At 56.3% G+C, this 22,586-nt stretch carries 22 protein-coding genes; 18 read left to right on the top strand and 4 right to left on the bottom strand.

What is annotated here, in order from left to right; genetic code table 11:
• The first annotated feature begins 8 nt into the window (after positions 1-8).
• From FQ179_RS07790 to FQ179_RS07720, 15 genes are all read left to right on the top strand, one after another.
• The gene (locus FQ179_RS07790) at positions 9-821 is read left to right on the top strand and encodes a uroporphyrinogen-III synthase (protein ID WP_149396625.1); all 813 of its coding nucleotides are present in this window, start codon (positions 9-11) and stop codon (positions 819-821) included.
• Between the two features lie 27 nt (positions 822-848).
• A complete protein-coding gene (locus FQ179_RS07785) occupies positions 849-2,636 on the top strand; it encodes a uroporphyrinogen-III C-methyltransferase (RefSeq protein WP_149396624.1) in 1,788 nt (595 codons plus the stop codon).
• 3 nt (positions 2,637-2,639) lie between these two features.
• Positions 2,640-4,160: a heme biosynthesis HemY N-terminal domain-containing protein gene (locus FQ179_RS07780; RefSeq protein ID WP_149396623.1), complete on the top strand. Its 1,521-nt coding sequence runs from the start codon at positions 2,640-2,642 to the stop codon at positions 4,158-4,160.
• Between the two features lie 33 nt (positions 4,161-4,193).
• On the top strand, positions 4,194-4,730 hold the full coding sequence (gene ppa / locus FQ179_RS07775; protein WP_149396622.1) for an inorganic diphosphatase: 537 nt from the start codon (positions 4,194-4,196) through the stop codon (positions 4,728-4,730).
• Positions 4,731-5,435, top strand: coding sequence for a fumarylacetoacetate hydrolase family protein (locus tag FQ179_RS07770; protein ID WP_149396621.1), 705 nt, complete (start codon positions 4,731-4,733; stop codon positions 5,433-5,435).
• Between the two features lie 139 nt (positions 5,436-5,574).
• Positions 5,575-5,865: a hypothetical protein gene (locus FQ179_RS07765; RefSeq protein WP_149396620.1), complete on the top strand. Its 291-nt coding sequence runs from the start codon at positions 5,575-5,577 to the stop codon at positions 5,863-5,865.
• Positions 5,865-7,199: a Tad domain-containing protein gene (locus tag FQ179_RS07760; RefSeq protein ID WP_149396619.1), complete on the top strand. Its 1,335-nt coding sequence runs from the start codon at positions 5,865-5,867 to the stop codon at positions 7,197-7,199. Before FQ179_RS07765 ends, FQ179_RS07760 begins: the two co-directional genes overlap by 1 nt.
• Positions 7,192-8,049, top strand: coding sequence for a hypothetical protein (locus FQ179_RS07755; RefSeq protein WP_149396618.1), 858 nt, complete (start codon positions 7,192-7,194; stop codon positions 8,047-8,049). The genes FQ179_RS07760 and FQ179_RS07755 overlap by 8 nt, the downstream gene beginning before the upstream one ends.
• A 14-nt stretch (positions 8,050-8,063) precedes the next feature.
• On the top strand, positions 8,064-8,903 hold the full coding sequence (locus tag FQ179_RS07750) for a hypothetical protein (protein WP_149396617.1): 840 nt from the start codon (positions 8,064-8,066) through the stop codon (positions 8,901-8,903).
• A 14-nt stretch (positions 8,904-8,917) separates the two neighbouring features.
• Positions 8,918-9,937, top strand: coding sequence for a Flp pilus assembly protein CpaB (cpaB, locus tag FQ179_RS07745; protein ID WP_149396616.1), 1,020 nt, complete (start codon positions 8,918-8,920; stop codon positions 9,935-9,937).
• A gap of 107 nt (positions 9,938-10,044) precedes the next feature.
• Positions 10,045-11,583 carry a type II and III secretion system protein family protein gene (locus tag FQ179_RS07740; RefSeq protein ID WP_255474877.1) on the top strand — a complete coding sequence of 513 codons (1,539 nt, stop codon included), beginning with the start codon at positions 10,045-10,047 and terminating at the stop codon, positions 11,581-11,583.
• Positions 11,584-11,587: 4 nt separating this feature from the next.
• Positions 11,588-13,438: an ATPase, T2SS/T4P/T4SS family gene (locus FQ179_RS07735; protein ID WP_149396615.1), complete on the top strand. Its 1,851-nt coding sequence runs from the start codon at positions 11,588-11,590 to the stop codon at positions 13,436-13,438.
• Positions 13,439-13,448: 10 nt separating this feature from the next.
• Complete coding sequence (locus tag FQ179_RS07730) at positions 13,449-14,294, top strand: type II secretion system F family protein (protein WP_149396614.1); 846 nt, start codon at positions 13,449-13,451, stop codon at positions 14,292-14,294.
• Between the two features lie 10 nt (positions 14,295-14,304).
• The gene (locus FQ179_RS07725) at positions 14,305-15,177 is read left to right on the top strand and encodes a type II secretion system F family protein (protein WP_149396613.1); all 873 of its coding nucleotides are present in this window, start codon (positions 14,305-14,307) and stop codon (positions 15,175-15,177) included.
• A 6-nt stretch (positions 15,178-15,183) separates the two neighbouring features.
• The gene (locus tag FQ179_RS07720) at positions 15,184-15,507 is read left to right on the top strand and encodes a DUF192 domain-containing protein (protein ID WP_149396612.1); all 324 of its coding nucleotides are present in this window, start codon (positions 15,184-15,186) and stop codon (positions 15,505-15,507) included.
• A gap of 139 nt (positions 15,508-15,646) precedes the next feature.
• Here the strand turns inward: FQ179_RS07720 and FQ179_RS07715 are convergent, their stop codons facing one another.
• Both FQ179_RS07715 and FQ179_RS07710 read right to left on the bottom strand, forming a co-directional pair.
• The gene (locus FQ179_RS07715) at positions 15,647-16,420 is read right to left on the bottom strand and encodes a BPSS1780 family membrane protein (RefSeq protein WP_149396611.1); all 774 of its coding nucleotides are present in this window, start codon (positions 16,418-16,420) and stop codon (positions 15,647-15,649) included.
• A gap of 12 nt (positions 16,421-16,432) precedes the next feature.
• Positions 16,433-17,398 carry a homoserine kinase gene (locus tag FQ179_RS07710; RefSeq protein WP_149396610.1) on the bottom strand — a complete coding sequence of 322 codons (966 nt, stop codon included), beginning with the start codon at positions 17,396-17,398 and terminating at the stop codon, positions 16,433-16,435.
• Positions 17,399-17,695: 297 nt separating this feature from the next.
• On the opposite strand from FQ179_RS07710, the gene dusA reads away from it, so the two are divergent.
• Positions 17,696-18,709, top strand: a complete 1,014-nt coding sequence (dusA, locus tag FQ179_RS07705) for a tRNA dihydrouridine(20/20a) synthase DusA (RefSeq protein ID WP_255474876.1) — start codon at positions 17,696-17,698, stop codon at positions 18,707-18,709.
• Positions 18,710-18,767: 58 nt separating this feature from the next.
• On the opposite strand, the gene FQ179_RS07700 is transcribed toward dusA, so the two are convergent.
• Positions 18,768-19,226: a CBS domain-containing protein gene (locus FQ179_RS07700; protein WP_149396609.1), complete on the bottom strand. Its 459-nt coding sequence runs from the start codon at positions 19,224-19,226 to the stop codon at positions 18,768-18,770.
• Positions 19,210-20,616, bottom strand: coding sequence for a YihY family inner membrane protein (locus FQ179_RS07695; protein ID WP_149396608.1), 1,407 nt, complete (start codon positions 20,614-20,616; stop codon positions 19,210-19,212). Before FQ179_RS07695 ends, FQ179_RS07700 begins: the two co-directional genes overlap by 17 nt.
• A 74-nt stretch (positions 20,617-20,690) precedes the next feature.
• Here FQ179_RS07695 and FQ179_RS07690 point away from each other — a divergent pair, with 74 nt between their 5' ends.
• Both FQ179_RS07690 and FQ179_RS07685 read left to right on the top strand, forming a co-directional pair.
• A complete protein-coding gene (locus FQ179_RS07690) occupies positions 20,691-21,068 on the top strand; it encodes a DUF2069 domain-containing protein (protein ID WP_149396607.1) in 378 nt (125 codons plus the stop codon).
• A complete protein-coding gene (locus FQ179_RS07685; RefSeq protein WP_149396606.1) occupies positions 21,065-22,558 on the top strand; it encodes a YdiU family protein in 1,494 nt (497 codons plus the stop codon). The genes FQ179_RS07690 and FQ179_RS07685 overlap by 4 nt, the downstream gene beginning before the upstream one ends.
• Positions 22,559-22,586 lie beyond the last annotated feature (28 nt).

Raw genomic sequence — 22,586 nt, 5'->3', positions numbered from 1 at the left:
ACGGCACTATGGCCGCGACCATTGACGCCAGCGTTGTTCTGACAAGGCCGCAAGATAAAAATCAGTTGCTGGCCCAACGCCTTGGTGCTGTGGGGCTGCATGCGATTTGCCTGCCTGCCTTGTGCATTTCTGACATTCTGGATCCCGGGTTTGTGGTCCCGCCGCCAACCCGCTATGATCTGGTGGTGTTTGTCAGCGGTCGCGCCGTTTCACTTTATATGCGAGCGTTGGCACAGGCCCCGTCAGCAGTCCGGTGGCCATCAGGTACCTTGGCCGCCGCTGTGGGCCTTGCGACCGCCATGGCTGTTACCGAAACCGGTGTGGTGCCAGTTGGCAATGTGCTGTTCCCAGACGCCACGCAGCCGCAAGACTCAGAAAATCTCTGGTCATTGCTCAATACGCGTATAGACAGCATCGACAAGGCCTTGATAGTACGAGGCGAGCACGGGCGAGAATGGCTAGGCAGTCGGCTGGAAGAGGCTGGGGTCAAGGTGGATCGCCTGGCCGTCTACCGTCGCGAAGCGGCTGTCTGGAACAATCATCAACACGAACAGTTGGCACTGGCCTTGTCTTCTGCGCGGCCTTGCGTGTTTTTGCTGACCAGCAGTGAGAGCGTTGATGCGGTTTTTGCTAATATTTGTCGCTTCGGGCTTGAACAGGCATGGCAGCGTTGCAGGTTTGTAGTAATACACGAGCGTATCGCCAGCCGCTTACAATCATTGCTCGGTGCCAGTGGTCAGGGCTCGCCGTCAATGGTAAAACTATGCCAGCCTGATGACGAGGCTATTTTTCAGGCCATCCTCCGGGCGGCATCGCCTTAAGAATCCACCTGGGATTACAATCGCGCCATGACAGATAAAAAAACCGAGCTTCAACCAACACCATCTTCCGCACCGGGCATGACTCCGGTCGAAACGCAGTCGGGCGCCGATAGTGCTGTGTCCAAGAACGAAAGACCGGCAGACAGCATAAACCGCGCTAACACGTCATCCGATACGTCGGCTGCCGGCAAACCGAGTGCAGCCACAACGGGCTCTGGCGTATCCGGGCCCGGCGTCACGTCTAAAACATCTTCCCCCTCGGGGAGTCGTACAGCATCAGGTGGCAGTGGCGGCCCTGGGGCGCCTGGTGGCCTTTCTGGCGCCTCACCCTCCAAACCATCTCGTCAGCGCAGCATTACAGGGCCTGTGCTCGTGGTTGTGGTGCTGCTGGCGCTGGTTATGGCAGCGGCCTGGTGGTACCAACGCCAAGAATTCCTGCGTACGTCGACCGAGCTCCAGAGCCAGGTGCGGCGTAGCGCCGACCAAGCCAGTCAGGCCGCTGAACAAGCGCGTCAGGCGCTGGCCAAGGTCGAACAACAGGCCCGTAAAATGGCCTCGTTAGAACAAGCCGTGGATGCCGCACGTGATCAATCAGATGGCCTGGAACGCGCATTCCAGACGCTGACCGACAGTGGCTCCGAACTGGTGTTGCTTAATGATATCGAGCATTTGCTCACTATCGCTCAGCAGCAGTTGCAGTTAAGCGGCAATATTGCCAATGCCATCATCTCGCTCGAAACCGCCCAGGCTCAGCTTGCCCGAGCAAATCGTCCCGGCCTGGCATCGTTGCAACAAACTATTAATGGTGATCTCGATCACCTGCGCGCTGCCACCACCGTTGACATCGCCATGCTGTCGTCGCAGCTTGATGAACTAGGGCAGCTGGTCAGTAGTGCGCCTTTGCTTATGCCTGACGACGCAGCACCTGAGCCGTTAGATCACACATCTGCGTCAGCGGCGTCGCAAGCAGTCGACAATGGCAGCGAAGCACCTGTTGACCCTGATGCGCCATGGTGGAAAAAAAGCATGCACGTGGCTTCAACATGGTCGCGCGAAGCATGGTCAGCCATTGGTCAAGACCTTGGGCAATTCATTGCTGTGCGCAGGGTCGATGACACGACGGCATTGTTGATGTCTCCCGAACAGTCTGCACGCTTCCGCGAAAATTTGCGCATGCGTATTATGACGGCACAGCTCGCCCTTATGATGCGACAGCCCAAAATCTGGCAAACTGAAACGGCAGCGTTGGTGCAAGCCATAGAAACCCGGTTCGACCAGCAAGCACCGCAAAGCCGCAGGGCGGTCAAGCTGGCACGCCAATTTGCTGACACATCTATTGCTGTGCCCGTGCCTAATGTCGACAACAGCCTGCAGGCTGTTCAAACCCTGCGAGATCAGAAAAGCAAGTCTGAACGTTTGGGTACCGATGCTCCTGAAACTGACGAGTCTGGCGCTGACAACGCGAATGGGGCACCACAGAACTCCAGCCCTCATGGTGCAGCAGATAATGCAGGCACAACAGGTGTACATACACATCCTGCGACACCAGGGGATCAAACGGCAACCACACCCTCGGCGTCGACCACATCCCCCACTGCTAAGCAGCCTGCGGCCAGCGAAGCTCGCCCTCAGTCTGACACCAGTGCGCCTGCGCAAAATGGCGGCTCTGTGACGAGCGATGCTTCAACGAATGAAGTGGCGCCCGCTGCAGACGCAGCCGCCGATACCGATACGTCTGTGTCTGTGTCTGCGCTGCTCGGCGTGTCCGCCGAGCAGCTGGCTGGCATGACACCCTTGTTCGCGTTGCAGGGGTAAGCCATGAAAGCCTTAATCTGGACAATTCTCGTTTTTATTGCTGCTGTTGCACTGGCACTGGTGTTGCGCGAGCATAGCGGCAACGTACTCATCATTGCACAGCCATGGCGCATTGAGCTCTCACTGACGCTGGCTGTGCTCTTGCTGCTGGCCCTCTTTATTATTTTGTACGTATGCCTGCGGGTTTTGGCATGGGTTAGTGGCGGCCCCGAGCGCTTCCGCTCGTGGCGTAGCCTGAGGGCCCAGAAGCGTGATCATGAGCTGCTTGAAAGTGGCTGGATCAAAATTCTTGAGGGGCGTTATACCGAAGCCGAGAAAGATCTCTCAAAATTGCTGGGCCGCACGCGCTCAGGTGGCAGAAAAGTATTGGCGGGCCTGGCGTCTGCCCGTGCCAACCATCATTTGGGTGAATACGGCCGCCGTGACGAAGCACTAGCGCTGGCTAAAGCAAGCGCGGCAGGCAACCCAAGGCTGGGTGAGGCCACAGCTATTGTCGCCGCCGAAATGTGTCTTGACCAAAACCGTCCGCAAGAGGCGCTAGAGTTACTAAAGCCCCTGCAAGACGCCAGTTCACGGTATTTTCATGCAACAAAACTGTTGCTTCGAGCCCATCTTCAGCTGCATAACCACGACCGCGTCTACGAACTTACACGCGTTCTGGCTCGCCGCGGCGTCATCGACAAAGCCGAGGCTGTACAGCTCATAGAAACGTCTGCGGCGGCGCGCCTTCGTGATGGCGGGGTTGAAGGCTTCAAGAGCATTTGGGGTGATCTCAAGGCTGACGAGCGTACCTTGCCCGATATTGCGTTGGCGGCAGCTACCATACAAACGGGGCAGGGCAATTATGACGAGGCCTCCCGTATCTTTGAGGCGGCGCTTAACATTAAGCCTGAATCGCGCCTGCTAAGCGCCTATGCGCAATGCCCTGCTGAGCAGGTGGCCCGGCGTCTCAGCAAGGCCGAAGGCTGGGTTAAAAACCATCCCAATGACCCCGCGCTACTGTCGGCGCTGGGTAAGCTTTGCCTTACCGGTGAGCTGTGGGGGCAAGGCGAACGCTATCTGCTGCGCAGCATGAAGCTACGCAGCGATATGCGTATTCATGCGCTGCTAGGTACCCTTTATGACCGTCTGGGTCGTACAGACGATGCCATGAAACACTGGCGTCTGGCGGCAGGAGTGGTTGGCGCGCTGCCAGTGCTTCCAGCCAACAAGGCCCTGCCAGCCGCTGATACACGTGGCGATCCGACAATGGTCGAAGCAGGAAAAGTTGGCGGCATGGGTTTTTCACATGATTACGTCGTGCCCATGGCGGCAAGTGCTGCCGACTTTATCATGGATGATGATACTAAAATCCCCGAGCCGGCTGCACCGCATGACAAAGTGCCACCTGCTGGTGGGGCGGGGGGGGTTATCGCCAAAAACGACACCGCTGATTTTGATGAATATTTCGACAGTGCGCCCATTCCTGGTGTCGATCTGTCACAAACGTCTGATCGTCCTCGTAGCGGTTCCGGACGAGACTGATTTTTTCTCATTTACAGTAAGGCTGAAGCAAGCATGAGCTTAGATCGAGTACCTGCCGGCGATAACGCGCCGGCCGAATTTAATGTTGTGGTCGAAATTCCCATGAATGCCGACCCGGTCAAATATGAGGTTGATAAAGACTCTGGCACCGTGTTTGTTGACCGATTCTTGCTCACCGCCATGCACTATCCATGCAATTATGGCTACATTCCTCAGACTATCTCTGATGATGGTGACCCGGTCGACGTGCTCGTTCTTGCCCCTTTTGCCATTCAGGTGGGCGCAGTTATCCGTGCACGTGCTATTGGTGTGCTCAAAATGGAAGATGAAGCAGGCGGCGATGCCAAGCTTCTCGCGGTGCCGGTCGATAAAATTTACCCACCGTATCGCAATATAAAGACCCCGCAAGACCTGCCTTCAGAAGAACTCACCCGCATTCAGCACTTTTTCGAACACTACAAAGATCTCGAAACCGGCAAATGGGTCAAAATGCAAGGCTGGGAAGGCCCTGAAGTCGCACTCAAAGAAATCTCCGACAGTATTGCACGTTACCAAACTGGAGCAGCTTGAATGGATACCGTTATCCCCTTTCCTGAGCAGCCTTCGCTCAACGTTGCAAACTCGGCTTCTGTGTTTCCCGTGCGTCGCGTTTACTGTGTCGGGCGCAATTATGCCGAGCACGCCAAAGAAATGGGTTTCACGGGCCGTGAAGATCCATTCTTCTTTTGCAAGCCGGCTGACGCCTTGTTGCAGGTGGCTGACGGTGAAACCGGCCTAATGCCCTACCCGCAGCAAACCAGCAATCTGCATCATGAAGTTGAGTTGGTGGTTGCCTTAAGCGCGGGTGGTCGTCATCTCACACCCGAGCAGGCCCAAGCGTGTATCTGGGGTTATGCCATTGGGCTAGACATGACACGACGTGACCTGCAAGGCGAAGCCAAGAAGCAGGGGCGACCATGGGAAGTTGGCAAAGCCTTTGATGATTCGGCCCCCATCGGTCCTTTGCATGCCCTTAGCGAGACGGGTGTACTGGAGTCTGGCAACATCAGCCTGAACGTCAATGGTCAAGCTCGTCAGCACGGTAATCTGTCAGATTTGATATGGAGTGTTGCCGAGTCACTCGCCTACCTCTCCAATCTGTTCGAACTAAAAGCGGGCGATCTTCTCTTTACGGGTACGCCCGAAGGCGTAGCTGCAGTTGTTGAAGGTGATGTAATGACAGCCGCCATTGATGGTTTGGGCGAGTTGCGCGTTAAAGTAGGCGCCCCAGCCTAGGCAATTTACTGTACCGCAGGCCGATGACAAGGTAACTTTGTCGGGCTGCTGACGGTTTCGCCCATGTCGGCATCTCCGAATTGGCGGGGCACGTCGTACCGTGCATGATGCTCTCCTGATCGTCAGACAGGAGAGCATCATGCATTTTCGTCATCGTAATTACGCACAGCGTCGCAGGCACGGCCAACGCGGGCAGGCCATGTCCGAGTATTTAATCGTGGTCGCACTCGTGGCCGTCGCAGCCATCGCGGTCTACCAGTCTTTTGGCCAGGTTTTGCGTTCGCAAACTGCAGCCATGGCCCGTGAACTCGCGGGTGAAGATGGTTCCAGGCAGTCTCGTCAGGCGCGGGCAGCAGCCCAGTCTGCCGTCAAGCAAACAAATTCAAAAACACTCCAGTCGTTCACGGGTAACGCCAAGGGCGGCAAATAATGGGGCGAGCCAGTGTGTTACCTGGCTCGCAAGCAGGGCAGGCGCTGGTGCTTGGCATGATTATGGTCGGCCTGCTTGCGGCGGCCATGTTGCGGTATTTCATGGTGGGCCAGGTTGCCGCCGCCAAATCTCGTCAGTTCCATGCACTTGACGCCGCAGCATACAGCGGCGCACAAGTGCAGGCGCGCGCGCTTAACATGCTTGCGTATATTAACCGGGCGCATACGGGTCACCAGGTTGCCATGGCGCATCTGGTTACCCTGGGCTCCTGGTCGTTGCTGGGTGATGCGCAGGCCCGGCAGGTGGCCGTAGGCAACCCCCCCCACTATTTGCTTGGCATGCTGTTTGGCCCTTTACATGGGGCCGCTTATGCTGCCGCACGCCGTGCAGCGGGGTTTAAGCGCCTTGCAGTAACTCAGGGTGAACTGGCTGCTGCCTATGCGTCACATGACAAAACCGTCCGTGAGGTGCTGGTGGCAGTGCAGCACGAGATTGTGCGTGGGTTGCCCGCTGTACGCGATCATGCCATACGCCACATACTTGCGCGCAATTATCCCGAACTGCCTGATGACTTCAGGTTTAACTTAAGTATAGATGCCGATGCCTGGCCCGGTTATGTCCAATTGCAGTCAGGGCAAGGTGCATTGCGGCAACTGGTTCGGCAGGCCGCCGGCTTGTATGGCTTTCTTGGTCGGCGTCACCAAACCGGCTTTAATACCTGGTCCGTGCATCCGGTTTGCGCGGTATTGCGCCATCAGCTTCGACGTCGTGGCTCAACCTATCTTGATCGACAAGGTATCTGGCAGTCCGTAGACACTCAGTCATTTCATGCCCTGCGGTTCAACCGTTGGGTAGGGTGCTATTACCGCGAGTATCCGATGGGCTGGGGGTGGATTCCAGCCAGATCTTCCATACCGTTGTCCCAACCACATGTCACCAATGCGCCAGAAAATTTCTCTGACCGTGACTTTTGGCGCTGGGTTAGTGAGGCGACCAACTGGGACATTATTACGGGCACGGGTAACCCTTTGGCTACCTCGCGTGCGGCATCTGCCAGACAACGCTGGCAGGGTGGAGGCTTACCAGCGCACTTTGATACGTCGCCTACGGCGGTACGTCGACCTTTATTTTTTGCGCTAACACTAAGGCATCTAGGGCCAGAGGGGCTCTTAATCACCACGCAGGCGGCTGGCCAGAGCTTTTTTGCAAGACCTCATAGGCGCACAGATGGTGCGCACGAGCGCCCCAATCTGTTTCATCCTTATTGGCAGGCCCGGTTGGCGGCGCATCCTGACGCGCCGGGCAATACCAGGTTTGGAGGGGTACATGAGTAACGGCAGCACACTGTTCGGCGGGCAGTGGCACTCCGGTGGCCAAACGGGCGTTTTTCATCGTCAGGCCGGGCAGGCCATGGCAGAAGGCGTGGTGGTGTTTGGCTTGCTCCTTGCCTTCTTTGTGGCCACAGGCTGGTTGGGCAGGCTCCAAGACATAGGCATGACGGCCCAGCATGCCAGCAGCGTTGCTGCGTTTATGGTTGCACGTAGCGACCACACGCCTCAACAACATCGCTCTATCGCCCGAGCAGACAGGTTTTTCCTTGGTCAAGATGCTCAGCGTTGGCTTGATCTGCAAGGCCTTTCTCTGGTGCATGGTGCACATGTGCCACAGGTATTGCCTGCACGATATGGCCAGTTACCGGCCCATGCTCAGCCAGGGGGTACGGGTACCTACGCCAGGGGGTTGAGGCATGACTGGGGCATGGGTAATCACCCTGTCGTGACGGCAACTGTGCGCATGCCCTGGCGCGGGCCCGGTGGTGTCATAACCCCCGTGGGTTCAGGTTCAAGCATTCAAGAGGTCACCACAAGCATCCCTGATGGTTCTACTGCTGGTTTACCTTTGGCCAGTAATAAATTTTTGCACCGCCACACTGTTCTGCTGGCGGGGGCCGGTCATGCGAGTCATGACGGTGGTGTGGCTGCGCGCACAGGCCACTCTTGGTTCGCCTGGCGGCGCAGTGCTCAGGCTTCGTTACGCTTGGCTGAAAGAGTGAGTCGGGTGATGGAACCCGTCGACGCAGCCTGGCATCGCCCGTCTGTCACCACAGACTGGATCGCTCGGTGGGAGGGTAGGGTTCCTCGATCACATTTGACGTCCACTGCGTCAAGCGCCTCAGCACACTGAGCATGCGTGCTGATATGTGTCGATTTTTACTCATACTGGCAGAGATAAAGGTTGTGCTGGTTCTTAGACGGCTGCAGGCGGCATGGTTGTTCTGCGCATATGCCTTTCGTTATCCAGCTTCATGCGTGTTGCTACGGCTAGTATCTCCGCTCAGGGTTATTTGCCTGACATCCGGCTATGCGCTACTGCCATTCGGTTCGGCCCACGCCGACGTGGCGTCACGTCTTAATAACATGCAGGTGCCAGGCCTTGTTTGGCAGCCTGTTCAGCCTATTGATGTGGCGGCCATTCCTTTGCATATAAAGCCGTTTACCGCAACGCAGTCGGTGGCCCGGGTGGCCGAAGCGCTGGCAGATCATCAAGACGTGTTCCAACGCATACTGGTATCGCCTGGGCTGGCGATACTTTCTGGGGTAAGCGAAGAAGCCCACTGGTTGGCCGAGATATGGCGCGTAAGCGAGCACCCAGAAAGCAGTGCCGGCCGGGTTTCTGTACTGTCTTTTGCGGGCTTGCCAAACTTGCCAGTGGCAGACCACCACGCATACGCATGGCTACCAACGCACGCCACCAAGCTTGCGCAATGGGGCGATGACACTGTAGGGCCACCCACACAGGCTGCAGAGCCTGCGCGAGGCGTAATACAAACCCTTTATCGCATGCCTGCGTCGGCAGCCATTTTGCGTCATCAGCTTGCTTCACGCTTGCGTAGCCAAGGCTGGTCAGCATTGCTTCCTATGTCTTCGGAGTTGAGCGTCCCGTCTTGGCAACTATGGCAGCAACACGGCGAGGAGCTGTTTCTGTTCTTTCTGGATACGGCGCAGGGCTTCTTTCTCTATGTTCACCATACCCGATAATCAGGAGGTCTCCTATGCGGTTTTCGCGTATAAACCCTTCCTTGCTGGCGTTGACGCTTGCCATAGCCGCTGGCCTGTGTGCAGCCTGGGCGGCACGTCAATACTTGCATGGCCGTCAGTTGCAGCTTGAGGCGATCAGCAGGGTTGCCACCATTGACAGGCTGGTGGCGGCTATTGATCTGGAGGCCGGTACGGTACTTGAGCTGGACCATTTTGCAGTAAGGCCTTATCCGGAAGAGCTTGCTCCCAGCGATAGCTTGCCGCCAGAGCGCCACAAAGAACTCTTGGGGGCTGTGTTAAAGACGCCACTGCTGGCTGGAGATCTGCTGCTCCCCGTTCACGCTGATGCGACCCACGATACAGCATTTTCTCGTGTACTTTCTGCTGGGCGTCGGGCAGTCACCATGCCTGTTGACGCCATCAACTCAGTCTCGGGGCTACTTAAGCCTGGTGATCTGATTGATCTGTACGTATCTTTTGACCATCAACGGCGTCGCATTACCGCGCCGCTGCTGCAGGGTGTACTGGTGCTGGCAACTGGGACCAGTACCACGCAAGCCCCCGCAACCGCCCACCATGCAGAGGGGTATAGCACCATTACGCTTGATACCGCACCTGAAGATGCCGTAAAACTTGTTGCAGCAAGGCAGGGCGGTACGCTTACCGCGGTGCTGCGCTCGCCGTCTGACGACGCGGCAACAACGGTTGCGGCTCGTGGCGATCTCGCTGGTTTGCTGGGCGTAAACAGGCCAGCGTCATCGGCATCGACCAAAGTCCGGGTCATTTATGGAAATACAGCCGTGCGTAATGTGCCGGCGCTGGTTCCAACCCCCGTAGGTGCGCAACAAGCGGCTGGTCTTTTCCAACTACCCCATGTTCCTCCACTGGCAAGCGCATGGATGCACGCTCCGACGGGTGCTGCCCCCTCATCTATACAAGACGGGGCAGCAGCTTTGCATAAGCTTGCCCTTCAAGACGGCAATCAACACGAGGCATGGGTTGATGATTCCGGCCATCTGGCAGATGTTGAATAAAGGATCAAATCATGTTTCTGCGCAGTGTTTCCCTCGTTCTTTCGATGAGTGGCTATGGCTCTCTTCAAAACAGTTTTTTTAGGCAGCTTTGTAGGTCTTTAACAAACATGATGGCCCGATGGGCACGCCTGTTGATGCTGGGTTGGTCGCTGGCAATTGCTGCGCCCGTTCAAGCAGTACAACAGACCCTGCTCAAACTACAGGTGGGCGAGGTAAAAGTGCTGGCGCTTCCAGATGCAGCGCGTGTTGCTGTGGGCGATGGCCATGTTGTTCATGCGGTCGCCACCGATGACAAAGAAGTCATTATTTTTGCTCGTAACGAAGGTTCTAGTGTTGTGCAGATATGGTCTGGGGACGGCAGACGACGTGAGTATCGGGTCGAGATAGCACCTGAGGGTGCAAGGCAGGCGCAGAATGAGTTGCAGACGCTGCTTTCTCGCATACCCGGCGCACGCACAAGCCTTATGGGTGACAAACTCCTCGTCGAGGGTGATCTCTTGTCTGATGAAGACCGGGCGCGTGTTGCCGTGCTGGCTCAGCGTTATCCGCAACTCGTTGATCTAACTGGTCAGGTAGGCTGGGATAGCATGGTGCTTCTTGATGTGCAGGTTGTTGAAGTGCCGCGTTCACGCATGCGTGAGTTCGGATTGCGATGGCCTGGAACATGGTCAGGTGGCGTAACAACGGGCGTGCTGTGGGATACCGGAACCCGCAACCTTCAGGCGCGGCCGGGTGAGTCTGTTTTTCCTGGCCCCTATTCAAACAATACTGTTGCGGGCTATTTTGGGTTAAATGCTTTGCTGTCGGCACGCATACAGGCTTTGGCGCAATCTGGTGAGGCAGTGGTGCTGGCGCAGCCTCAGCTTCTGGCGCGCAGTGGTGCTACGGCAGAGTTTCTCGCGGGTGGCGAGGTGCCCTATTCCACGGTTGACGCAGATGGAAACAGCCGCACCGTATTTAAGCCTTATGGGGTCTCGTTGCGTATTACGCCGCAGCTTGAACGTGGTGGTGTGGTGCGCTCTCGTATTGAGGTTGAAGTCAGTGCCGTTGACAATGGCATGCCGGCCATCAATGGTCCGTCGCTTAAAACACGCCGTGCTGTCACCGAGTTCAATGTACGCTCGGGGCAGACGTTGGTACTTGCCGGATTCTTGTCGCGCGAGTCGGCCGCTCAAAACGACGGGATTCCCGGTCTGGCGCGTTTGCCGCTTATGGGTGGGCTGTTTCGTGCAAACCGACATCAGCGGGTGGAAACCGAACTGGCTGTTTTTGTTACCCCGCTGTTGGTGTCAGCGGAGCATCCAGGCTTTACAGATCGCATAGAGCGCAGCCGCCACATTCTTAACGCAACGTTCCCGGCCCCTCCACTGCTTAACACCTTTTCGCCCGTGTCTGCCGACCTTCCTGAGTCTGCGATGTCTGATAGTACAGCGTGGAATCCTTGGACAGGGCAGGGGTCTCAATGGCAAGACCAGCCCGACAAAGCGCAGATTGCCGTTGTCGACATGTCACCTGTCGCTGCGGGAAACACCGCTCATACAGCCAAAGACGAAGCGCTGATGCTTACCTCCGGCGCGCTGCACTTTTCACACGGTGTGCCGTCGTGGACACACGCGGGGAAAAACCGTTACGACTTCAAGGACTAACCCTATGCTCGAGTTAGATGTTCGCCTGCAGAACGGCACAATTCGTCGTGTTGCCCTGTCACTCCCCCTGGATATTGGCCGAGCTCCTGAGTGTGGGCTTACATTGAAATCCTGGAGAGTCGCGCGACGGCATGCACGTATTGAGCTTAGGGCTGCCGGTATGTTTATTGTCGACACCGGTACGTTGATCGGTACGTTTGTTAATGACCAGCATGTAGCAGATTATGGGCCGCTGCAGCCTGGCGACGAAATTATGATTGGTCCCTACTTGCTGCGGATTCATGCTGTCGAAGAACAGGTCTCGCCCTCATGGGGTCAGCAGGCCTGCACCATGTCGGCAGAGCTTGCTGCAGATACGCTTGTCGGTAATAGCCAGCAATTAACGATGTCTGGTCATGCTCCTTCTGCTTTACCAGATTTGGCGGAACTGTGTGTGCATACGCAGAAGCCAATTTCGGGCGCAGAGGGTGGCACGCATCAAAGCATTAATGGTGCCGCGAATGAAAGCCATCTGATCACGCAACGTATGTGCATGACGTCGAGCGATGGGCATCAGGTCTCGCCTGAACGCGAGGCCATGGCTGCAGCCATGGCGCTGCACCGGCGGCGCCTGCATGGGCAGCTGCTTGAGGCGCTTGACCTGCGTCGTCGCGATGTGTCCAGCCTTAGTGATGCCGCTTTGCGCGCTGAGGCGAGCACTGTCTTGCATCAGATTATCGAGGGCGATACGTTGCTGCCAATCTGGGCAGATCGAGCCCGGCTGCTGGACGAAGTTGTCAACGAAGCCGTTGGCCTGGGGCCCCTCGAGGCCTTGCTTGCCGATCACCGTGTCAGTGAGATTATGGTGAAGCGCCATGATGAGCTGTTTATCGAAGTGGAGGGGCGGTTGCGCCGTCATCCAGCGTGTTTCAGTAGTGAGCAGGCCGTGCGTGAAGTAATGGAGCGTATTGTGGCACCCTTGGGCAGACGCATTGACGAGAGCTCGCCCATGGTTGACGCACGCTTGCCCGATGGTTCGCGCGTCAATGCAGTCATCGCGCCGATTGCCTTGCGCGGTAACAGCCTCACGATAAGAAAGTTTCCCGATCGACGGTTGAGCATGCAAGATCTGGTCAGCGCGGGCTCGCTCAGTGCTGACATGAGCATGTTTCTTGCTGCCTGCGTTCGTGCACGCAAAAATATCGTTGTGTCCGGTGGCACGGGCTCTGGCAAGACTACATTACTCAATATTTTATCCAACTGCATTGCCGATGGCGAACGTGTTATTACCATTGAGGACGCAGCCGAGTTGCGTCTGGAACATCCGCATCTGGTGGCCCTCGAGGCCAGGCCTGCCAACACCGAAGGGCGTGGGCAGGTGAAGATCCGTGATCTGGTTCGTAACGCATTGCGCATGCGCCCTGACCGTATCGTAATCGGAGAGTGTCGTGGTGAAGAAGCGTTTGACATGCTTGCTGCGATGAACACCGGGCATGAGGGCTCACTAACCACGCTGCATGCCAATAGCCCACGTGATGCGTTGGCGAGGCTGGAAACCATGGTCTTGATGGCGGGTATGAGTTTGCCGTTGTCTGCGGTTCGTGAGCACATCTCGGCCAGTATCGATTTTATTGTGCAGCAGTCCCGACTGGGTGAAGGCCGGCGTCTGGTCACCTCTATTGTTGAAGTTACTGGCATGGAGAGCGGACGAATCCAGACCCAGGAAGTATTCCGTTTCAGGCCGGGCCCGCCTCCTGGTTTTGAAGGCTGCGGGGTAGTGCCCGAATGCTTTCGAAGCAGCGACGGTCACGCTTCTTTATCTGTATCTATGTTTGAAAGCCGTTTTATGCCTGCCTGGACGGACAGCCCTTCTTGAAGAGGTTTATATGATCGTGCTGTTTGTTCTGGCTAGTGCAATCGCAGTCGCCGCCAGTGGCTGGCTGTTGCTGCATTGTTTGGCCCGGGCCTACCTCCGATACCGTCAGCGTTTTGACACTTATATCGCAGGTGGCATGGAAGATCTTTTTCTCTTCCCTGATCCGGGTAGGCTTTGGATAGCCAATCTTGTACTTTGTACGGCGGCAGGATTGGTGGCGTACATGCTGACGGGCGCCATATGGATCGCCGCAGCGATGGCGCTAGTGATGCTGGCAGTGCCGCGCTACGGCTTGCGATCTGCACGTCGGCGGCGATGGTCGCGTTTTGAAATGCAGCTACCTGATCTACTCATGGCACTGGCGGCGGCGCTCAGGGCGGGTGCCGGCTTACAGGCAGCGTTGAGTTCGCTGGTGCCGCAGTCACCGCAGCCACTTAGGCAAGAATTTGGTTTGCTTTTGCGACAACAACGGCTCGGTGTACCGCTGGACCAAGGCCTCGACAGTCTGTTGTTGCGTATGCCTGTTGAAGGGGCACGCCTTGTAGTGTCGGCGCTCAAGATTGCTACGCGAAGTGGTGGCAGCCTTGCTGCCACACTGGATGGTATGGCGGCTACGCTTAGAGCGCGCTTGCATATGCAGGCACGAGTCCAGGCATTGACTTCCCAAGGGCGTCTGCAGGCATGGCTCATGGCCGCCATGCCACCTGTTTTGGCCATGGTTTTGCATTATCTCGATCCCGACGCCATGCAGCGGCTATGGGCCACCCCCATCGGTTGGGCAGCACTGGCCGTCATTGTGGTGCTTGAAACAGTGGGCATATTGCTTGTGCGTCGTATTGTCACTATCCAGATATAAAGTGTCCATTATGTTATTTGCTATCAGTTGGATCATGGCCGGCCTGTCGCTGTTTCTGGCTGTATGGTTTGTGGCAAGACCATGGGCGCTGCAAACTGTGGCAGGCCCGACGCCTCAACGACGCGTGTTGGCCATGGCGTGGCCGTGGCTACAGGTGCTGGGGCGGGCGTGTGATCCATTCATTCCTGCTGCCATGCGCCAGTATCTGAGCAAACAGATTGAGTTGGCCGGCCTTGATCCGATCTGGAAGTGTCGGCATATCGTTGCGCTGCAATGCGTGTCTGCGGGGCTTGCTTGGGCCATGTGTGCCACGGTGCTTTATGGTTTTGTGCAGGTGCCAACGGGCCATGCGCTCGGGTTTAGTATGGCGATGGCAATACCGTGCGCATGGCTTCCGTTACAGCGCGTGCGTGAGCGCGGGCGGCAGCGTCAGGCGCATATTTTACGAGAGTTTCCTTTTATGCTCGATATGACCGTTTTGTGTGTCGAGGCAGGGTTAAATCTTCAAGGTGCCTTGCAACAGGCGGCACTCCACGGGCCCGATGGGCCACTGCGTGCCGAGTTGCGACATGTACTGGCCGACGTTCGTGCCGGTGTGACGCGGGAGCACGCCTTGGCGCAGATGGCAATACGTACAGATCTGGCACCTGTGCGTGCTTTTGTGACTGTTGTCGAGCAGGCGGGGCGCATGGGCATGAACCTGGCGCCGCTTTTGCGAGCTCAGGCAGATCAGCAACGCGCTGAACGCTTTTTGCGTGCAGAGAAGAAAGCCATGGAGGCACCGGTAAAGCTGCTTTTCCCGCTGGTGTTTTGTGTGTTTCCGGGCACATTCATCATTATTGCGTTTCCGGTGGTTTCCAGGCTTCTGGATGCGGGGTTCTAGTCGCTCATGAAACTGCTGTCTGCTCGTTCATTTTTTACACGCTTGTTCGGTTTGCTTGGCCGTCCACGCCTTGATGCACATACCGGGCTTTATCTGCCAGGTTGTCGCAGCATCCACACGTTTGGCATGGCTTATACAATTGATGTGTTGTTTGTTGACCGATACGGCCATGTGTTAAGGCGCATTGATGCGTTACCGCCTTGGCGGGTTGCCATCTGCGTGCGGGCGAACGGAGTGGTTGAACTGCCAGCGGGTTATTGCGCAACCAATGCTGATTATGCAATCGACGTTGCCCATGCTGTGCGTGAGGCAACATCTACCATATCTTGAACACCGAACACCGAACACCGAACACCGAATATCCAATACCCAATACGGAATCTCAAACATCGATCACCGGGCATCAAGCATCAAACGTTGAACACCAACGCCATCAGCCTCGCGCGGTGACGCCTGCACAGACCCAAAACTAGCGATCAGCAGGGTAATTGGCGCCGAACACGCTAATGTAAGCAGGGTAAAAACTGCAATATAAGACTGCTGCCACAATGATGTTGACCGGCGTCAGCATTATTTGTACAGCGCCCGGTGAGAGCCCCATGCCACTAATCAGGGTGCCTGCCATCTGGATGGCAAAGAAAATGGCGGCCCAGGCCGTACCGTACGCCAGAAAAGGCCATTTATTGCGCCAGCATGCCACCATCGAATAGAACAGGGCCTGCGACATTTTTATGCCGTGCCAGCCGATTAGCGCGGGTGCGTGCCAGAACAGCGCTGAAATAACGACATACAGCAGGCCAAAGGCAATAAAGGGCCCGCGCATGGCCTGAAATAATGCGTGTTCGTTGATAACCCCTTCGCTGTTAATGGCGCTTGAAAGTGTGTCCATGAATGGCAGTGTGGCTAGAAAACCGGCCGCGATACAAAATGCGAGATAGGCCAGGCCCAAGCCAAGTAAAGCCTTGCGGGTGTCCATGGCGCGTAGTGGCGCAAGCCACATGGGTAGCTGCATGGGCTTGCCTGCGACAATGGTACGGCAGGCACAAAGCGTAATAAATGTGAGCATGGGCGTAATGGCAATCAGCGCCATCTGGCCGATAATCGGGATGAGGTAGCTGACCGTGATCAGAAAGCCCGTGACCAGGCTCCAGAAAAACATGGCCATGGGCTGGCTTCTGAAAATAGTGAAACCGTCTAGTATCCAGCGCCAGCCTGCAGAAAGAGGCAAGGTTGCAGCTTGCATGATGAGCCTAATCTAAAGTGCAGGAGCAGGCGTCGAGCGCCGCTCCTGGAGAATGCGTTCGAAATGTCGCGGGTCGTGGGGTTTGAGAGTTTGCGCCGGACGAGGCAGATAGTAATCGTACAGGCGGGATACCCAGAATCGTAATGCGGCGGCTTGCAAAAGCGAGGGCCATGCGAGTTTTTCTTCGTCGGTAAAGGGGCGTATGCCCGCGTAGGCAGTGAGCCAGGCACTTAGACGCTCGGTGTCAAAAACACCGGTGGCACGATCTATACACCAATCATTGACGCTAACTGCCACGTCGAACAGCCAGGCGTCGCAACCTGCAAAATAAAAATCAATGATGCCGCCCATACGTGGCATGTCGAACGTACCGTCAAACAGTACGTTATCGCGGAACAGGTCACAGTGAGCGGGGCCGCGTGGCAGGGCTTGATACAGAGGCGTTGCGGCGAACCGAGTCTGTTCATCAAGCGTCTGCAGGATCATCTCGGCCTGGTGTTTGCTTAGAAACGGCAATACCTTTGGTATGGTTTCCTGCCACCATGACAAACCACGCAGATTGGGTTGTTCAAGCTTAAAATTGCGCCCCATGAGGTGAGCCTGGGCCAGGGTGGCACCTGCAAGCGCGCAGTGTGCTGCACTGGGTGATGCCTCGTACCCACCAGACAGTTTTGACACGATGGCGCAGGGTTTGCCGTGCAGTCTGGTTAGCAGACTGCCATCGCGCAATGCCTGAGGGTGGGGCACAGGTACGCCGCCTGTCGCCAGATGGTGCATGAGTTCGATATAAAATGGCAGCTGTTCGAACGTTAACACCTCAAACACGGTCAGCACATATTCGCCCGTGGTGGTGTTAAGAAAATAATTGGTGTTTTCTATCCCGGCGGTTATACCTCGTAAAGAAACAAGGTCGCCAAGAGTGTAGCGGGTTAGAAGCTCGCGCGCGTCGCTGTCGCTGACGGGGGTGAAAACGGCCATGGGGCGGTAAACTCTGGAAAAAAACAGGGCTAAAAAAAGGCCCGCTAGTACGGGCACTTGATTTTAGTCGATCAAGGCCGTCCCTGCTTGGCGTGCCACGGTTCTATGAAGGTGTGCTGCCAGGCGCAAGGCTGCGACAGGCAACAAACACTGCCGTATCGCGTCTTCGTGACTCACAATATGGCAGCTCAATTCTCGTCGCGGCACCTAATGCCACAGCCCCGGTGTCCGCGTTATACAACGGCAAATCTTAAAATGCCCGACAATAGTGTCTGCTTCTGATTAGTGTTTCTTCACGTGACTGATTCTTTATCGCCTGTAGTTTCCCCCAGCCTCTCTGGCTGGCGCCTGTGCGTCGCGCCCATGATAGACGTAACTGACCGGCATTGCCGTTTCTTCCATCGCCTGTTAGCGCCGAGTGCGCGCCTCTATACTGAAATGATCACCACAGGTGCGTTGATGCACGGGGATGTGTCGCGCCATCTGGATTTTGACGTGGCCGAGCACCCGGTGGCTCTGCAGTTGGGCGGTAGTGAGCCTGACGCGCTGGCGCGTTCGGCGCGTCTGGGCCAGCAGTGGGGCTATGACGAGATAAATCTTAATTGTGGCTGTCCATCAGAACGGGTGCAGCGCGGCGCGTTTGGTGCATGCCTCATGGCAGAGCCCGGTCTGGTGGCTGATTGCGTAAAAGCCATGCAAGATGCTGTGTCGGTTCCGGTAACGGTAAAGCACAGGCTTGGGCTGGACTACGATGATTCATACGGTTTTGTGCGCGATTTTGTCGGAACGCTTCATCATGCAGGCTGTCGTGTATTTGTCGTGCATGCGCGTAATGCGGTGCTCAAGGGGCTATCGCCCAAAGACAACCGGCAGATCCCTCCTTTGCGCTACGATGCAGCCCGCCAACTCAAGGCCGACTTTCCTGACAGTGTTTTTGTGCTAAACGGGGGCATAACTGAAGCCGAGCAATCGAAGATGCTTCTGAGCGAGTTTGATGGCGTTATGTTGGGTCGTGCTGCCTGGCATCAGCCTGGCGTTTTGTCCGAGATTTCGCAGCTTGTCGGTGAACCTTCGAGTTTGACGCCGGACGAGGTGGTGGAGGCGATGATGGCCTACGCCGAGAGCCAGCACGGGCAGGGCGTGCCGCTGCGAATGATAACGCGGGCCATGCTGGGCTGGATGACGGGCAGGGCGGGAGCGCGCCAGTGGCGACGCACCCTCTCGGATCAGTCGTTGCTGAATAAAAACGATGCCCGCCTGATAGGGCGGGCATGGGAAGATTTGCAACAACGTGTAGCCCCGCCAGCGTAAATGGGTAGGCTGGGCTGGTTTATGCGCCCCTGGCATGAGCTGCAGGGCGCGATCGTTGTCAGCCTTGAGCGGATTCGCTGTCTGATGGCCAGTCGCGAATATACGCCTTGAGCATGTTGTTTTCAAACTGCTGGGCGGATACGATGGCCTGTGCCATGTCATAAAATGACACGACGCCCATAAGCGTAGGGCCATCCATAACTGGCATATAGCGGGCATGCTTGTCGAGCATAAGCCGCTGCACCTCTTCAAAGCCTGTATTAGGCGAAACACTGACCGGTGCGTCATCCATAATGCTGCGAACGCTATGCGAGCCTGTATTGCCGTCGTTGGCATGCAAATGGCGGATAAGTTCGCGAAAGGTAAGCATGCCAGCAAGCTGGCCGTGTTCCATAATGACCAGCGAACCGATATCTTGCTCACTCATGGTTTGCAGCGCCTGAAGGATGGACGTGTCAGGCGTGGCGGTGTACAGCGTGTTGCCTTTCACGCGTAAAATTTCACTGACTCTCAGCATGATTTCCCTCCTCGCTGTGATTCTGCAGCTTTATTTTTGTATTGTGCACCAATACGGGGTTTTCTGATAGTGCCGTGCCCGTCTCGAAAAGGGTTTCCAGCCGTACGGCTTCACCTGCAACTGACGTGGATATGGCTTCGAGCAACGCCGGGTTTTGATAAAGGCCAGGCTGGCTGCGATCAATGACCATGGCGTCGAGCAAGCGGCCGATGTCGGTTTCGCGCTGGTCACATGACAGTACCCATAACACGCCTGCGTCATTTTCGGTGTCAACCACGTAACCAAGCTCTTTCAACTCTTTCAATACAAGACTGAGTTCGTCGTCATGCAGATGCAGGTGCTCACGTAGAAATGACGTACTGCGCCCGGGTGTCGCTGTTCGTTGGGCCTTCCAGAGTGCATGCAGTACGTGCAGAGCATCTATAAATTTATCGCCTGGGAAGTGTTGCAATGCCCAACGTCGCTGCCGCAAAGACGGCAAAATGGCGGCCAGGGTTGCGCCCAGCAAAATCACCAGCCATGACAGGTAGATCCAGAGCAGGAAAATAGGCAGGGTGGCGAACGCGCCATAGATCACGGTATACGAAGGGAAACGCGCTAAATAAAAGGCAAACCCCATGCGCATCAATTCGAGTACAAGCGCTGTACAGATGCCGCCTATCAAGGCGTCACGCCACAGTACTTTGCGGTTGGGCACCATGGTGAACAGAACAGTAAACCCCAGGCCCGTAGCGATCAGCGGCACCAGCGACAGCACTACACCCAGTGCGTCTGATAATTCGTTGACGTGACCGAGTGACTCACGCGCCACAGTGGCGCTGGCCCAGAGGCTGGCGCCGGTAAGAATGGGCCCGAGCGAAATAATGGCCCAGTAAACCAGCATACGTTGACCCATGGGCCGCTGGTGCTCGACCTTCCAGATATTATTGAGTGCCTCGTCCACAGTCATGATCAGTGAAACAGACGTGACAATAAGAAACAAGCTGCCGGCTGCAGTGAGCCCCGAAGCTTTGGCGGCAAATTGGTTCAGGTACATCATGACGTTTTCGGATACTGCGGCCGGCATGAGATTGCTCGTCAGAAAGCTTTCGAGCGCCGCGCGGAATTCGCCAAACAACGGAAACGCAGTGAACAGCGCCAGTACCACGGCCAGTAGAGGCACAAGACTTAGCACCGTCGTAAAGGTGAGGCTGGAGGCGACTTGTGTGAGTTGTTTTTCGCCAGCGCGTTGCAACACGAAACGCACGATTTTCATTGCGTTGCGGTGCGGAGATCGGGTTGGTACCTCAGGGTCGGGCCGTGCAGCCACTTCTTGCGGTGAAGGGCGGTTGTTCGGGGTCTGTGAGTCAGGCGTTTTGCTGGCTGTCTTGATTGTAGTATTGGCCGTCATCTAAGCTGAAACCTTTTCATAACCATAAGCATCATCGTGGGCAAGCGGTGTCGCTTTCGAGTGATAATACCAGTATGACTACACAATTGAATCCCGTTTTGCGATATGGCGCCTCGGCGTCACTGATTGCGCTCATTGTTCTCTGCCTGCTTTGGGAGATGCGCATTGCGCCTCTGCGCCCCGGTGGCTCATTGCTCGCGCTTAAGGCGTTGCCCTTGTTGTTGCCTCTGCGCGGCGTGCTGCGTGGCAACCTGTATACCTTGCAGTGGGCGTCCATGCTGGTGCTGCTTTATTTCGTCGAGGGCGTAGTTAGGGCGTGGTCTGATCCATCACCTTTGTCTGCGGCTATGGGCGGCGTGGAGGTCGTATTGTCTCTGGTGTTTTACTGTTGTGCCATATTTTATCTGCGTCCCGCCAAGCGTGCGGCACGGGCGCGTAAGGTGTCGCCATGACTGATACGTTTGCTGGGCTTGAAGTCGTCAATTCGTATGCAGATCTGCCGTCCTCCTTTTATACGCGATTGGTGCCACAGCCACTCAACAACCCCCGTCTGTTGCACGCCAACCCCGAGGTGGGCCACTTGCTCGGGTTGTCCGCAGAGGCTCTGGCCAAACCCGAATTTCTTGACGTAGTTTCTGGCAATACGCCGTTACCAGGTGGGCAAAGTCTGGCTGCGGTATACAGTGGTCATCAGTTTGGTGTCTGGGCGGGCCAACTGGGTGACGGGCGAGCACATTTGCTGGGTGAAGTAGTAAGCGCTTCCGGCAACTGGGAGTTGCAGCTTAAAGGGTCAGGCCGCACGCCTTATTCGCGCATGGGCGATGGAAGGGCGGTTTTGCGTTCTTCTGTACGTGAGTACCTGGCCAGCGAAGCCATGGCTGGTCTTGGCATTCCGACAACACGTGCATTGGCCTTGGTTGTTGCTGACGATCCGGTTTATCGCGAAACCGTTGAAACCGCCGCTGTCGTTGCGCGAGTGTCGCCCAGTTTCGTGCGTTTTGGCTCATTTGAGCAATGGTACGGTTCGCCCGAAAATCTGCGTGTGCTGCTTAATTATGTGGTCGATCGTCACTATCCCGAGTGTCGTGAAGCGCCATCGGGCGAGGCCAGCGGTGAAGAAGGCACTATACTGCGGTTCATGCAGGCTGTTGCCGTGCGCACCGCCCACTTGATGGCCGACTGGCAGACTGTCGGGTTTTGTCATGGCGTAATGAATACTGACAACATGTCGATATTGGGTCTTACCATCGATTACGGCCCGTACGGGTTTATGGATGCATTTCAGGTTAATCATGTGTGCAACCACAGCGATACCCAGGGCCGTTATGCGTGGAATGCCCAGCCTTCGGTTGCCCACTGGAATCTATACCGCCTGGCCAGCCCAATGCTGAGCCTGGGCGTTGATGCAGAGGCTATGAAGACTGCCCTTCGTCACTATGAGTCTGCGTTTATGGATCGCTATAGGGCTAATCTGTGCCGTAAGCTGGGTCTGGCCAGTTGGCGTGATAACGACGACAAGCTGGTGGATGACTGGTGGCAACTGCTGCATACGCAAAAAGCTGACTTCACACTGAGCTTTAGATCCCTGGCTGAGGCCCCAGCCGATCCCGAGGGTTTTGTGCAGCGATTTGCCGATGGCGAAGAGGCCCGCGCGTGGTTAAACCAGTATCTGGAGCGCCTGGGCGTCGATCGCCTTGCCGGCGGTGCTCAGGGCGATGAGGCTGGCCGTATCAAGCGCATGAACCGTGCCAACCCGCTTTATATACTGCGTAACCATCTGGCCGAAGGCGCTATTCGCGCTGCCTCAGCAGGTGATGCAAGTGAAATTGAAACCCTGCTGATGCTGTTGCGTGATCCCTATACCCCACGCGCCGGTTACGAGGCTTATGCGGCTGAACCACCTCAGTGGGCAGACTCATTGGCAGTCAGCTGCTCGTCATAACATCGTTTTGCGTGTCAGATAAAATCAG

The sequence above is a fragment of the Pusillimonas sp. ANT_WB101 genome, assembly GCF_008369125.1.
GTDB lineage: Bacteria > Pseudomonadota > Gammaproteobacteria > Burkholderiales > Burkholderiaceae_B > Allopusillimonas.
This window is presented reverse-complemented; position numbering and strand designations above follow the sequence as displayed.

What these genes read in the sequence shown, in the direction of transcription:
- FQ179_RS07750 (WP_149396617.1), top strand. Translation starts at nt 8,064, where the DNA reads ATGTGTCGATTTTTACTCATACTGGCAGAGATAAAGGTTGTGCTGGTT.
- FQ179_RS07765 (WP_149396620.1), top strand. Translation starts at nt 5,575, where the DNA reads ATGCATTTTCGTCATCGTAATTACGCACAGCGTCGCAGGCACGGCCAA.
- FQ179_RS07725 (WP_149396613.1), top strand. Translation starts at nt 14,305, where the DNA reads ATGTTATTTGCTATCAGTTGGATCATGGCCGGCCTGTCGCTGTTTCTG.
- FQ179_RS07715 (WP_149396611.1), bottom strand. Translation starts at nt 16,420, where the DNA reads ATGCAAGCTGCAACCTTGCCTCTTTCTGCAGGCTGGCGCTGGATACTA.
- FQ179_RS07720 (WP_149396612.1), top strand. Translation starts at nt 15,184, where the DNA reads ATGAAACTGCTGTCTGCTCGTTCATTTTTTACACGCTTGTTCGGTTTG.
- FQ179_RS07770 (WP_149396621.1), top strand. Translation starts at nt 4,731, where the DNA reads ATGGATACCGTTATCCCCTTTCCTGAGCAGCCTTCGCTCAACGTTGCA.
- FQ179_RS07730 (WP_149396614.1), top strand. Translation starts at nt 13,449, where the DNA reads ATGATCGTGCTGTTTGTTCTGGCTAGTGCAATCGCAGTCGCCGCCAGT.
- FQ179_RS07760 (WP_149396619.1), top strand. Translation starts at nt 5,865, where the DNA reads ATGGGGCGAGCCAGTGTGTTACCTGGCTCGCAAGCAGGGCAGGCGCTG.
- FQ179_RS07685 (WP_149396606.1), top strand. Translation starts at nt 21,065, where the DNA reads ATGACTGATACGTTTGCTGGGCTTGAAGTCGTCAATTCGTATGCAGAT.
- FQ179_RS07690 (WP_149396607.1), top strand. Translation starts at nt 20,691, where the DNA reads ATGACTACACAATTGAATCCCGTTTTGCGATATGGCGCCTCGGCGTCA.
- FQ179_RS07780 (WP_149396623.1), top strand. Translation starts at nt 2,640, where the DNA reads ATGAAAGCCTTAATCTGGACAATTCTCGTTTTTATTGCTGCTGTTGCA.
- FQ179_RS07695 (WP_149396608.1), bottom strand. Translation starts at nt 20,616, where the DNA reads ATGACGGCCAATACTACAATCAAGACAGCCAGCAAAACGCCTGACTCA.
- ppa (WP_149396622.1), top strand. Translation starts at nt 4,194, where the DNA reads ATGAGCTTAGATCGAGTACCTGCCGGCGATAACGCGCCGGCCGAATTT.
- FQ179_RS07740 (WP_255474877.1), top strand. Translation starts at nt 10,045, where the DNA reads ATGATGGCCCGATGGGCACGCCTGTTGATGCTGGGTTGGTCGCTGGCA.
- cpaB (WP_149396616.1), top strand. Translation starts at nt 8,918, where the DNA reads ATGCGGTTTTCGCGTATAAACCCTTCCTTGCTGGCGTTGACGCTTGCC.
- FQ179_RS07735 (WP_149396615.1), top strand. Translation starts at nt 11,588, where the DNA reads ATGCTCGAGTTAGATGTTCGCCTGCAGAACGGCACAATTCGTCGTGTT.
- FQ179_RS07755 (WP_149396618.1), top strand. Translation starts at nt 7,192, where the DNA reads ATGAGTAACGGCAGCACACTGTTCGGCGGGCAGTGGCACTCCGGTGGC.
- FQ179_RS07785 (WP_149396624.1), top strand. Translation starts at nt 849, where the DNA reads ATGACAGATAAAAAAACCGAGCTTCAACCAACACCATCTTCCGCACCG.
- FQ179_RS07790 (WP_149396625.1), top strand. Translation starts at nt 9, where the DNA reads ATGGCCGCGACCATTGACGCCAGCGTTGTTCTGACAAGGCCGCAAGAT.
- FQ179_RS07700 (WP_149396609.1), bottom strand. Translation starts at nt 19,226, where the DNA reads ATGCTGAGAGTCAGTGAAATTTTACGCGTGAAAGGCAACACGCTGTAC.
- FQ179_RS07710 (WP_149396610.1), bottom strand. Translation starts at nt 17,398, where the DNA reads ATGGCCGTTTTCACCCCCGTCAGCGACAGCGACGCGCGCGAGCTTCTA.